Genomic DNA, 12976 nt, shown 5'->3' with positions numbered 1-12976 from the left:
ATTGGCGCGCCACGCAGGCGCAGCTCAATCCTCGAAAATAGCGACAGCGCGCACGAAGCCGGCCGAAGCGTGTTTGATTTTATAGGGGAAGCACGAAACCATAAATCCGTTGGCGGGCAACTGATCGAGGTTGGCGAGCTTTTCCATCTGCCCGTAACCAATGTCGCGGCCAGCCTTGTGGCCTTCCCAGATGATCGACGCGTCGCCGCTTTCGGCAAAGCGCTCGCGGGTGTACTTGAACGGCGCATCCCAGCTCCAGGCATCGGTTCCGACCACCCGCACACCGCGCTCCAGCAGATACAAAGTGGCTTCACGGCCAATACCGACACCGGCATCGAGATAACCCGGCTGGCCAAATATTTCGCCGGCTCGGGTGTTGATCAAAACGATGTCCAGCGGCTGCAAATCATGGCCAATGCGCGCCAGTTCAGCTTCAATTTCGGCAGCCGTCACCACATGGCCGTCCGGCAGCGCGCGAAAATCGAGTTTCACACCCGGCTGCAAACACCAGTCCAGCGGCAACTCGTCGATACCGAACGCAGGTTTGCCGCCATCGGTGGTCGAGGCGTAATGCCACGGCGCATCCATGTGGGTGCCGCTGTGCGTAGTGATTTGCAGGCGTTCGGCGGCCCACGACTCGTCACCCGGTAATTGATCCTTGGTCAGCCCCGGAAACATGGCCGCCATCTCTGGCCAACCTTGCTGATGGTCGGTGTATTCGATCTTTGGCAGCAACGGCGGCGGATCGGTGTACGGGTTGTTCTCAAGCGTGACCGAAAGGTCGACCAAACGACGGTTAGACGTTTTCATAAGCAGTAACTCCGGACTTCCTGGCCCCTGCGGATTTGCTTCGCGCAACGGCTTTTGGTTTGAGTGAATTGCGGATCAGTGCAGCTGCCGAGCCGTCATGGCGAAAGCCAAGGGCTCGTGCTTGCGGGGTTTTCATCGGCGGGTAATTGCCAAACAATTCTTCGAGTTGGGCATCGGCAGCAAAGCTGATCAGCTGCCGGCGCTCTTCACCGTATATGGCGGCCAGCGCATCAATAATCTGGGCAATGCTCAGGTGCAATACAGGCAGCTGCCAGACCCGCTCGCCGTCCAGATCGGAGCCGTCGAGTTGGGCCGCATGTATCAGGTTATCGACGCAGCACTGCGCCGACATCCACCAACAACGCGCCTCCTCCGAGACTGGACAGCAGTAGGGTTTTCCCTCAGCGAAGGCACTCAGCAGATCGCTCATGAATGCTGAGCGCAGGCCATTAGGTTGTTGCGGCCGCGCAACAATGCCTGGCAGGCGCACTGCGCGGGCGTCAACATCGCCGCGCCGGGCAAGGTCGGTAATCGCCGTTTCGACCATCAGTTTGTGCGCGCCGTAAGACAATGCCGGACGCTTGGCCGCGGACTCGTCCATACGTGCGGCAAAGTCCGGGTTGTAAACAGCAACGCTGCTGGCGTAAACCATCACCGGTGAACCCGAATGCTCGCGTAACTGATCGAGCAGCTCCAGGCTCGCCATGAGGTTGATCTGATAGCCAAGGGAATACTGCGCTTCGGCCGCGCCGCCTGGCAGACTGACCAGATGAAACACCACGTCGATGCCATCGGCCAGCGCCCGGCGTAACAAGGCCGGGTCGGTAATGCTGCCAATGTGCCGGCGCAGGCGTGAGTCTTCCGGGAAACCGTTCAGTTCCTGATCCAACAGCAACAACGCCGCTATTTCACGACCGCGCAGTTGCCCTTGCGCCAACAGGCGCTCAACCAGTACACGACCGACAAAACCGTTTGCGCCCGTAACCATTACCCGCATGACCTGCTCCTTAGTCGGCAGCGACTACACGTTGGTCGATGCCGCCAAACAGCGACTGGCCATCGGCACCAATCACGTCCATCTGCACGCGATCACCAAACTGCATGAAACCGGTTTGCGGTTTACCGTGCTCAATCATCTCGATGGCGCGGCGCTCCGAGATGCACGCAGAACCTGCGCTGCGATCGGCATTGGAGACCGTGCCCGAACCGATGATCGTGCCGGCGGATAATTTGCGGGTGAACGCGGCGTGGGCAATCAGCTCGGCGAAACTGAAGTTCATCTCACGCCCATTCGGATGCCCGAACCATTCACCGTTCCAGTTCACCTGCAACGGCAGATGCACGCGCTGGCCCTGCCAGGCATCACCGAGTTCATCCGGAGTAACGGCCACAGCGGCAAAACTTGAAGACGACTTGGCCTGGACGAAGCCAAAGCCGGTTTTCATTTCGCGTGGTGCCAGCGCACGCAGGCTCATGTCATTGATTTGCACGATCAGTTTGATATGCGCCGCTGCATCAGCTGCGCTGCAGCTCATCGGCACAGCGTCGACGATCACCCCGTACTCGCCCTCAAAGTCGATACCAAGGCTTTCGCTGGGCAAAGGAATATCAGCACGTGAACCGATAAAGTCGTCGCCTGCGCCTTGATACATCAGCGGCGTGATATCTGCCCCCTCAATCGGGTCAAGGTGGAAGGCTTTCTGCATCAATTCGCCGTGATTAAGGAACGCCGAACCATCCAGCCATTGATACGTGCGTGGTAGCGGCGCCATCACCGCAGTTGGGTCGAAGGCTAAACTGCCATCAAACTGGCCTGCGTTGAGCTGGGTATACAGCGCCTGTAATTGCGGCTCGACACTGCGCCAGTTCTCGATGGCAAACAGCATATTTACAGCGATATGGCTTGCATCCAGGGCACGTTTCAGGTCACGTGAGACCACCAGCAAGCAGCCGTCGCGGGTGCCGTTATCAAGGGTTGCCAATTTCATGCGTGTGCTCCGAGTAATGCAGCCAGATCCGGCGCGTACTGGCCGTCCAGAAGGATGAAAACCATGCGCGACATGGCTTCTGTGCGGTTGCTCCATGCGTGATTTGTGCCGCGCTGCACAACCACATCACCGCGTTTGAGGTGCACCTCTTCGCCGTCGAGTACCAGCCACACTTCACCTTCGGTGACGATGCCGTAGTCGAGAGTTTCGGTGCGATGCATCAGTTTGTGCTTCGAGTCCTTGGTGCCCGTGCCCGCATGGGCCTGGCCAATTTCCGCGAATGTGGCAGCAGCCTCAGCATCACTGACGTTGTTCTGTACGCTGTCTGGTGGAATATCGACGACGCGGATTACGCTGCCCAGCAAACCGGGGCTTAACTGCAATGGTTTGTCAGTCGGGTCATCGCCGTTATCCAGCACTGCCGGGCTGCTCTGGCTGTTCCATACCTCATAAAACACCGTGCCGGGAACAGCCTTGAGGGGAAAGTTGTTCGGCGTCTCGCCGCTCATCGCGACCACTGCTTGGCCGCTGGCATCGTGACCTGTGACCACGCGTTTAAAGCTAGGCAGTTTTTGCATGAATCTATCCTCGATCAGTTACCGTCACCGATGGTGGTGCCACCATCGACGAGCAAATTTTGTCCTGTGATAAACGCCCCGCCAGGCGCAGCCAGCAGCACGGCAAGGGCAGCAATTTCGTCCGGGATACCGACGCGTCGCAGCGGCGTCAGAGCAATGCGTTTGCTCATTACCTCTGGGTTATCGGTGAGTGGGCGGGCAAATTCGGTGGCAATGACGCCTGGACTGATGGCATTGACCCGCACGTTGCGCGGCCCCCACTCCACCGCCAGGTTGCGCGCGAGCTGGGCAAGAGCCGCCTTCGACAAGCCATACAAACCTAACCCCTTGTTGCCGCGAACCCCGGCAATGCTGGCCATCAGCACCACACTGCCACCACCCTGCGCGGCCATGTTTGGCAGCATTGCGCTGGTCAGCCACAGCGCGCTGCGCAAATTGACGGTCATGGTCAACTCCCAATCTGCTGCACTGGCACTGGCCAACGCGCCCATATGTGGCGCTACTCCGGCATTACAAACGAGGGCGTCGATACGTCCAAAGCGTTCAAGCACGGCGCTGGCGAGTGAATCAGCCTGGACTTGCTGGCTCAGATCCGCGACCACAGCACTGACTTCAAAGCCCTCATCTGCCAGTAGGCTGACCGCCTGTTGGCAGTGTTCGGCGTTCTCGCTGCTGATTACCACCCGCGCACCAGCTCTGGCATATTCACGTGCAATGGCCAAACCGATGCCGCGAGTCGCGCCGGTAATCAGCGCGACTTTTCCAGCCAACGAAAACAGTTGGCTGCTCATGCCAACACGCACGCCTGCTCGAAAGACAAACGCGGGCCGGCCGGTCGCAACTTGCTGGAATCGCCATAGCCCAGGCTGCACAGGAAGTTGCTCTTCCAGCGGCCATCCGCGAAGAACGTGCTATCAACCAGGGCATTGTCGAAGCCGGACATTGGCCCGCAATCCAACCCCAGCGCACGCGCTGCGAGCATCAGGTAGGCGCCTTGCAAGCTGCCGTTGCGCAATGCCGCGATGTGCGCCAACTGAGGATTACCGCGGTATGGCGCGGCGGCGTCGTAGATCGGGAACAGCTCAGGCAGGAACTCGAAGAACTGGCTGTCGAAGGCCACAATTGCAGTCACAGGCGCTTGCAGCATCTTCTCGCCGTTGTGGCCTTTCAGTGCCGGTAACAACTGCTGTTTAGCTTCTTCGCTGCGCACAAATACAAAGCGTGCCGGGCTGCAATTATTGCTGGTCGGCCCTTGCTTGAATGTGTTGTAAAGCGTGTGCAGCAACTCATCTGATACCGGCTTATCCAGCCAGGCATTGTGTGAGCGAGCCTCAACAAACAGTTGTGCTAGAACGTCACTGGATAATGCTTGATTCATCAAAAACACCTTATCAATCGAGTAGCGGATGCCCGTACTTGCGGGTGCAAATGCTCAGTGCTGAGCCAGATTCTCAACACTCATCGCGGGGGCTTTAGTGGCCGTCAGTCGCGGCAGAAACAGGCACATCAATGCGATCAGCAACTGCGCCACGGCGATCACAGCCAGTGCGGTCGGCAGTGTGTCGTTGACCCCGCCAGTGATCGCCAGCACTGCCAGCGGGCTGACAAACTCACCTGCGAACAAGGCGGCAGTGAACATGCCCGCCGCGCGGCCGCGCTGGAAGAAATCGACGTGCGACATAATCCAGGTGATCAGGGTCGGCAGCATCAGACCAATGCCCAGCCCATTGATCAGCACGGCCACCACAACCATGGCGTGGCTGGTGGACAGCGCCATGAGCAGACCGCCGAGCCCTGCGAGCGCAAAGGCCAGCAGCAGTTGGCGATGGCTGGCCAAACCGCTGAGCACGCGGAAGCTCAGTGCCCCCGCCAGTACGCCGAGTTGATTGGCACCCATGGTCATGCCGATTTGCTTGGGCGCATCGACATGCAGCAGGTTAAGCAGATAACCCGCCTGCACCGGTACAATGAACAGGCTCAACCCGGCCAGAAAAGTCAGCACATATAAAGGTGCCAACGTGCCCCACGGGAATGCTTGTTGTGCGGACTTCTCCAGCAGCGCCCCGGCGCCTTGCGCAACCGGCTCCCACAGCAATTTGGCCATCAGGGGTAGAAACACCAAACCCACCGCATACAGGGCAAACGGCGTACGCCAGCCGCTCTCACCCAGCGCACCACCCAGCCCCATGAAAATAGCCGCCGACAGCGAAGTGGCAACCATTTGCAAGGCGAACAGCCGCTCGCGCCGTGCCCCGTCGTAGTAATCGCCCATGAGCGTGGTGCAGCAGGTCATGATCGCGGCTTCTGCCAGGCCGATACCGGCGCGACTGACCACGATTGCCTCGAGCGACTCAAGCCACAGGGGCAACACGCCGCACACCGAATACAACAGCATTGCACCCAGCAGCAGTGATTTACGGCCCAGACGGTCGGCAATTACGCCGGCGAATGGCGCCAGTAAAGCGATCACCAGCGCCGGTAATGTCAGCGCAATCGGCACCAGCACCTGAGCGCCCGGGGTTTCGGCAAAATGCGCCTGCATACGCGGCAACACCGGCGCCAACAACACCGCGCCCAACACCGGCAAACAGCTGCCCAACAGCAACAACAATGACTGCGGCAAACCCGCCTGGCGCACGCTGCTCATTGGTTTTCCTCTTGCTGGCTGATGCCACACACAGCCGCGCCGTAAGCGGCCAAACCAATAACCAACACGCTCCAGAAACCCTGGCTTAAGGCAATTGCTCGATTCATCTCAGGTTCACTCTTGTTATTGTTGGGTCTTTACACGCAATCAGGTCGGCGAGACGCCGCGCGCCAGTGGCGCAACATCGACCGTGGTCTGTGATTTAGTTGTGGGTTGGCCGTTTACCGACGGTTTATTAGCAGTGTTTGCGGCTTGCTCGCTGACCTTGCTCGGCAACAGGAAGTACGCCAGTGCCGGCAGCAGAATCAGTGCTCCCACCATGTTCCAGATGAACATGAAGGCCAGCAGCACGCCCATGTCGGCCTGGAATTTGATTGGCGAAAGAATCCACGTCGCCACACCAATCGCCAGCGTCACACCGGTGAGCATCACCACCTTGCCGGTCGACAGCAACGCGTTGTAGTAAGACTCGGACAGGCTCTCACCACGGCGCAGATGCGCGAGCATGATGCTCATGACATACAGCGCGTAATCCACGCCAATGCCCACACCGAGTGCGATCACTGGCAAGGTTGCGACCTTGACGCCGATATTCAGCCACACCATCAGTGCTTCGCAGAGAATCGAGGTGAGCATCAGCGGGATTACCGCGCACACCGTGGCGCGCCACGAGCGGAAAGTGACCAGGCACAGCAGGATCACCGCGGCGTACACCCAGATCAGCATCTCGCGGTTGGCCTGCTTAACCACGATGTTGGTGGCCGCTTCGATGCCAGCGCTGCCTGCGGCCAACATGAACTGCACTTCATCGGTGTTATTCGCAGCGGCAAAGGCTTCAACATGATCGACCAGGCGCGTCAGCGTCGCGGCTTTGTGGTCGGTCAGGTAGGCGTACAGCGTCAGCAAGCTACAGTTTTCGTTGTACAGACCACGCGGCGCACTGGCGGTGATCATGTTGAGCATCGCCTGGTTGTTCTGCAGCTCGTACCACTTGGCGCTGCCCTCGCTGAAGCCCACCAGCATCCGTCGGTTGAGCAACGCCAGCGAGTTGGTCGAATCGACACCCTGCAGGCTGCGCAGTTGCCAGTCGAGGTTATCGACCTTGTTGAGAATGTCGTAACGGGCGCACGCACCGGCCGGGGTTTTGACCATGACCGCGAACAGATCACTGCTGGCCCCGTACTTTTCGGTAAGGAAGGCATCGTCACGGTTGTAACGTGAGTCCGGACGCAGTTCCGGCGCACCGGCATCGAGGTCACCGATACTCAAGTGCTCGCTGACCATGAAACCGAATACCGCCAGCGCCAGGCTTGCTGCCACGCAGATGGACGCCCAGCGACGCTGGGTGAACAGGTCGAGGAAGCGCCAGAACGCATGACGCTGCTGACCGGATTGCTCGGCTTGCTCGCTCTTCAGGCTCAGCTGCGCGGCACGCGGGCTCACGCCTACATAAGAAAGCAGAACAGGCAGCAGGATCAGGTTGGTGAAGATCAGCACGGCCACACCGATACTGGCGATCAGCGCCAGATCCTTGATGACCTGAATCTTGATGATCATCAGCACCGCGAAGCCCACGGCATCACACAGCAGTGCAGTCAGACCCGCCAGGAACAACCGGCGGAAGGTGAAGCGCGCAGCGACCACCCGGTGCATGCCGCGACCGATGTCCTGCATGATGCCGTTCATTTTCTGTGCGCCGTGGCTCATGCCGATGGCGAACACCAGAAACGGCACGAGTACCGAGTACGGATCGAGTTGGTAGCCGAGAATCGGCAGCAAACCAAGCTGCCAGACCACCGCCACCAGCGAACAGAACACCACCAGCAAGGTGCTGCGAACGCAGCGGGTGTACCAGTACAGCACCACCGTAGTGATCAGGATCGCGACGATGAAGAACAGCACGATCTGCTTGAGGCCGGCGATCAGGTCGCCGACCTTCTTGGCGAAGCCGGTAATGTGAATATCGATCGAGTCGCTTGAATACTTTGTACGCAGCGCTTCGAGTTGCTCGGACAAAACGGAATAGTCGAGCGCTTTGCCGTCCGGTGTTTTCGCCAGCAGCGGCACATAGATAATGCTTGAGCGCTGATCAAACGCGACCAGTTGGCCGATCTCGTTGGACTGCTGCACATTGCGCCGTAACTGGGCCAGGCTTTGCGCCTTGCCATCGTATTCATCGGGGATGACCGGGCCGCCATCCAGGCCCTCTTCCGTCACTGCGACCCAGCGGGTTGCCGGGGTCCAGAGCGACTTCATGTAAGCGCGGTCGACACCTGGCAGCAGGTAAATCTGATCGCTTAGTTGCTGCAGAGTTTTCAGGTAGTCAGCGTCGTAGATATCACCCTTTTTATTGGCGACAGCAATGCGCAGCGCATTGCCCAACCCACTCAACTCACGCTGGTGATCCAGATAGTTGGCAATATAGGGGTGCTGCGTCGGGATCATTTTCTCGAAGCTGGCATTGAGCTCCACGCGGGATGTCTGAAAACCCAGCACCACCGTGGTGATCAAACACACCAGCAGAACCCAGATGCGGTGGTTGAACAGCGCGCGCTCAAGAACCGAGCCAGAGCGTGGGTCGAAATCGGCCATATCACTGGCATTGAAACTGTTAGAGGACTTCATAACCTCACTCCGTCGCAGCTGTGGATGGCTGCGTCAGGCGCAACAATCCGGTGAACCCGGCAACAACCACACTGCCATCGGCAGCCTGGACCAAACTCGCGACTGGCTTACCCAGTGGCTTGCCAAACATTTGCAATGCAGCGCCCGCCTTGGCATCGCTGAGGAACAGCCCGCCGGCCTGATTGGCCAGCAAGGTGCGACCGTCTGCCAGTTGCGTGGAGTCGCTGAAAGAAACCGGCATTGGCACAGGCATCAGCTCAAAGGACTGGCCGCTGTCGTGGGAAATAAACGCGTGACCTTTCAGACCGGCCACGACCAGGGCGCCGTCATCCGTAACATGCGCGGTGAAAAAGCTGCCCTCGTAAGGGCTTTCGAGTTGCACGAATGACTGGCCCGCATCGCTGGAACGAGCCACAAAGCCCTGCTCGCCCGCGAGGTACCAGTCATTGCCGTGCTGGGCGATTGCATACAGATGCGCACCCATCGGATTGTCGACATGACCAACCAGCGACTGCCAGCTGGCACCGCCGTCGTTGGTTTGCAACAACATGCCGTAAGCACCGGCGATCAGCCCATGCTTGGAATCAGTGAAGTGGATAGCCAGAAATGGCTTGTCCGGGCCGTCCGCAATCAAGCGTTCGGCGTTTTGAACGCGCAGATCGGCGTTATCGACTGCGGTTGAGTCCAGCGTTTGTTCATCGACGGCCGTAGCGTCGCTTGTATTCACCGCGGCGGCTGCCGTCACTGCGAGCAAGTCTTTGCGCGCGGCTTCAAGTTCAATATTGGCGGCGTCCAGGCCGCTGAGTTGCTGCTTCCAGCTTTCGCCACCATCAACCGTCGCCAACACGACCCCGGCGTGACCAATTGCCCAACCATGTTTGGCATCGGTAAACTGCACGGCTGTAAGGCTCACCGAAACAGGCACCGGTACTTGTTTCCAGCTCTGGCCATTGTCGTCAGAGACCAGCACCAGACCCCGCTCACCCACCGCAACCAAACGCGAGCCGGCACGTGCCAGATCAATCAGCACGGCTTTTGCCGGGGCAGTCACGTGCATGGCAGCGGTCGTCAACGGTGAACCGGCAGCTGGCATAGCCGCTTGGCAGACCAGGCTATTAGCACACAAAGCCAAGGCCACAATCAGGCCATTGGTGGGCGATTTTATTTTCATTATTGACCTCAAAAAACGCGTCTTGCAGTGGGGCCAGCAAAGGCTGGCCCCGAACATCAAGCAACTGCTTTACCGCACGCCCTGCCCGGCCATCGCGGCTGGCGAGAACTCGGATTTTCTGTAGCGATCAACCACGCCGTACTGTTCTGGCAACCCGGTGTAAACGTTCTGGATAAACCAGGCGCCGGATGTCAGGTCGTAGAAACCCGAAGACAAGGTGGCGTGAGCCGGGATATCCGGCATAACCGCAGGCAGCGCCCACAGGGTTTTGGCCAGCTGGCCGTTAGCATCCCAGCGGTCACCCAACATGGCCTGCCAGGTGTCTTCGTCGAGGTAGTAGCGCCCTTTCGGCAACTGGTGACGTTTGCCCGGTGCCAGATCTGCTTCAACCACCCAAACGCGGTGCAGTTCCCAACGCACGTAATCAGGGTTCATGTGATGCTTGGCAAACAGGTCTTCGGGCTTGGCTGCGGTCTGCACCTTGTTGTCGTTGTAAGGCACATACATCTCTTTCTTGCCGATCAACTTCCAGTTGAAGCGATCGATTCGGCCTTGGAACACCGACAATTCGTCGAAGCTCATCACCCCGGCGGTAGCAGGTGTAGGCGTGTCGCAGCAGGCGTTTGGCAGTTTGCGCACGCGGCGCTGGCCAGCCAGATAAACGTGAGCCTGCGACTTGTCACCGTTGAGGTTGGTGCGCCCCATAATCTGCTCACCGGCGCGGATCGGCGGGCCAACGTTCAGTAGGCGGAACAGCCAGTAATCACCTTCAAACTTCTCGGCAGACCCTTCCGGGTAGTAGTACGGCATTTCCTGAATGGCTTTACCGTCCGTGGTCATTACCTGAGTACCATCTGCGGTCATCAGGTAGTGACGGAAATGCATCGAAACCGAGGTGCCACGCCAGTTAAGGATGTGGTTCCAGATAGCCTCGGTTCCGTCTTTCGGGATCGGGAACGGCACGCCACCGTAAGCGCCCTGAGGAATTCGCCCAGCGCTGCTGTCAACCAGTGTCGCGTTAACGGCGTTCTTCGCGACGTTGTCATACACCCATTGCGGTGCAGCCGCAGTCCGGTGAGTCGGGTAGACATCGACGCGGTAGGTTTCTGGATACTTTGCAAACATCGCCTTAGTGCCATCGCTCAGCTTGTCGGCGTATTGCGCCATGTTCTGGGCGGTGATACTGAACAACGGCTTTTCCGCTGCGAACGGGTCAAGGCGCTTGCCACCTTGTTTGTAGGCCGGATCAACTTTGGTATAGCCACCATCCCAGGCAGGAATGGTGCCGTCGGCATTACCGGCTTTCTCTGCGCCCATCGGCGTCAGGTTCTTGCCCAGCTGGGCGGCTTCTTCAGCAGTGACTGCAAAAGCTGGCGAGGCGCTGACGGCCAGGCTGGTCAGCACGGCAAAGCACAAAGCCTTGAGTTTGAACTGGGTAGTCATTCTCACGTCCTCTTAGAAAGTGGTTTTAACGTTGAAGGCGACGTAGTCACGGTCTTTCAGCGACTGTTCGAAGTTGAAGTGCGTCTGCCCGTCGAGGTTGGTGTCTTCTGGTCCGTAGTAGTGGGTGTAACTAAGGCCGAAGGTCACGCGGTCGAGATAGGTCGCGGTGACGCCGATGTTCAAATCGCCGCCGCGATCAGGCCCAAACGAGCTGACCACCGCCGACTTGCCCATCGGGAAGTAGCTGATGCCCATCGGCACACTCAAATCGATGCCCGGATAGATCTGGCGATAGGTTGGGGTGAACACCAGCTTCATGCCGACGCCATCGTCAGTCGCTTTCGGTGAAAGCTGCTCGCGGTTGTCGGTCACGCTGAGCAAACGGTTCCAGGCCAGTTCGCCGACCATTGCCGACTCTTCGGAGATAAACGAAGGACCAAACGTTGCGAGGAAGTTGAGGTTGACGTGCGCCGTGCGGCCGATTGCGTAGAGCGCGTCATCGTTGTTGTCTGCGGCTTGCCCTGGCGCGATGGTTACACCGTTGGATACCAGCGGCATGTTCCAGCGCATCGAGGCTTCACCCGCCCAGTTGAACTCGCCGGACGTTGTCGAGAAGCTGGCGCCCAGCGCTTGGATGTCTTCTGGGTATACCCAGTAGTATTCGCTGAGTTTGCCAGTCTGGAAATTGACAGGGCCGGTGGGTTGCTTGAGGTACAGCTTCGGGGTTTTGTCGTGGTACTGAATCGCGTAGAAGCCGTAGTCCACGGTATCTGCTGCATAGCGCAGCTGCACACCGCCCTGCCCTGAACTGCGCGCTTCTTTATCGTTGCCATGCCAAAACGCAACCTTCTGGCCATTAGGCAATACGCCGCCAGTGAGCAGCCGCTCGTTACCTTCGCCAATGGTGTCACTCACCGAGAAGTAGCTACCCGAGCCCGGCAGACGGGTCTCTTCCCATTCCAACTGGTAGTAGGCGCCGAGCGATACATCGTCCGTCAACTGATAAGTTGTCGATAGCTGATTAACCGGGCGAACAATTTCCTTGAACTGGGTGTTAGGCACCGATACCGCTTTCACAACGTCGATCGGAGCCATACCACCGGCAATGCCGTTGGCCCCGAAGAACAGGCTCTCACCCCAGACCAGGCCATGACGACCGGCGCGAACCGACATCGCGCGCTCGGCAAGCTCGCCATTCCAGTAGACGAATGCATCGAGAATCTCACCACTGCCGCCATGCAGGTGGCGGGTGTCATCGGTGAACTCGTCATACGCGACAGAGCGCTGGTTGGCCCGCAGGGGATCATCGGCGTCGGTGTCTTTCTGATACTCGGTGTCGTACCAGGCAGCGCCGCTGATACGTGCACCAAAGTCGCCGAACGACATGTCCAGTTCAGACAACAGATCGAGACGATTGGAGATCAGGCCCTTGTCGAAGTTGCGGTCACCGTCGTCCTGGTTCAGCGCAACAGGACCTTCAGTCAGGCGGCTGCTCTGATCCTTAACACGCCAGGCGGCGCTGTATTTGACGGTGTTGTCCCAGCGCAGGCCAAAATCCGGATTACCGGTATTGATCTGAAACGCCTGAGCAGTGGGTGCGCCAAGCACCAGCATTGCTGCAAGGGACAGGGTGAAGGGTGCGTAGCGAGACGCAGCGATGTTGCGATATGACATCGGTGTAGCCCTCTTTATTGTTTTTATGCGTTGGTTCTTA

General features: G+C 58.7%; 11 protein-coding genes. All 11 read right to left on the bottom strand.

The window, feature by feature from the left end; translation table 11 throughout:
• Positions 1 to 24 precede the first annotated feature (24 nt).
• Positions 25 to 810, bottom strand: coding sequence for a cyclase family protein (locus FEZ62_RS12845; protein WP_069899768.1), 786 nt, complete (start codon positions 808 to 810; stop codon positions 25 to 27).
• Complete coding sequence (locus tag FEZ62_RS12840; RefSeq protein WP_172928004.1) at positions 797 to 1807, bottom strand: NAD-dependent epimerase/dehydratase family protein; 1011 nt, start codon at positions 1805 to 1807, stop codon at positions 797 to 799. Before FEZ62_RS12840 ends, FEZ62_RS12845 begins: the two co-directional genes overlap by 14 nt.
• 10 nt (positions 1808 to 1817) lie before the next feature.
• On the bottom strand, positions 1818 to 2798 hold the full coding sequence (locus FEZ62_RS12835; protein WP_172928002.1) for a fumarylacetoacetate hydrolase family protein: 981 nt from the start codon (positions 2796 to 2798) through the stop codon (positions 1818 to 1820).
• Entirely contained in the window at positions 2795 to 3376 is a 582-nt protein-coding gene (locus FEZ62_RS12830; protein ID WP_069899771.1) for a cupin domain-containing protein, read from the bottom strand. Before FEZ62_RS12830 ends, FEZ62_RS12835 begins: the two co-directional genes overlap by 4 nt.
• A gap of 14 nt (positions 3377 to 3390) precedes the next feature.
• Entirely contained in the window at positions 3391 to 4167 is a 777-nt protein-coding gene (locus FEZ62_RS12825) for an SDR family oxidoreductase (protein ID WP_172928000.1), read from the bottom strand.
• Positions 4164 to 4754, bottom strand: coding sequence for a malonic semialdehyde reductase (locus tag FEZ62_RS12820; protein WP_172927998.1), 591 nt, complete (start codon positions 4752 to 4754; stop codon positions 4164 to 4166). Before FEZ62_RS12820 ends, FEZ62_RS12825 begins: the two co-directional genes overlap by 4 nt.
• Before the next feature lie 54 nt (positions 4755 to 4808).
• Positions 4809 to 6023, bottom strand: a complete 1215-nt coding sequence (locus FEZ62_RS12815; protein WP_069899774.1) for an MFS transporter — start codon at positions 6021 to 6023, stop codon at positions 4809 to 4811.
• A 147-nt stretch (positions 6024 to 6170) separates the two neighbouring features.
• Entirely contained in the window at positions 6171 to 8648 is a 2478-nt protein-coding gene (locus FEZ62_RS12810; RefSeq protein WP_172927996.1) for an MMPL family transporter, read from the bottom strand.
• 4 nt (positions 8649 to 8652) lie between these two features.
• Positions 8653 to 9705 (bottom strand): YCF48-related protein, encoded by a 1053-nt coding sequence (locus FEZ62_RS12805; RefSeq protein ID WP_242454954.1) that lies wholly within the window; start codon positions 9703 to 9705, stop codon positions 8653 to 8655.
• Between the two features lie 183 nt (positions 9706 to 9888).
• Positions 9889 to 11262 (bottom strand): DUF1329 domain-containing protein, encoded by a 1374-nt coding sequence (locus FEZ62_RS12800; protein WP_172927992.1) that lies wholly within the window; start codon positions 11260 to 11262, stop codon positions 9889 to 9891.
• A gap of 12 nt (positions 11263 to 11274) precedes the next feature.
• Complete coding sequence (locus FEZ62_RS12795; RefSeq protein WP_172927990.1) at positions 11275 to 12936, bottom strand: DUF1302 domain-containing protein; 1662 nt, start codon at positions 12934 to 12936, stop codon at positions 11275 to 11277.
• Positions 12937 to 12976 lie beyond the last annotated feature (40 nt).

Source organism: Pseudomonas sp. MS19 (genome assembly GCF_013277615.1).
GTDB lineage: Bacteria > Pseudomonadota > Gammaproteobacteria > Pseudomonadales > Pseudomonadaceae > Aquipseudomonas > Aquipseudomonas marincola.
This window is presented reverse-complemented; position numbering and strand designations above follow the sequence as displayed.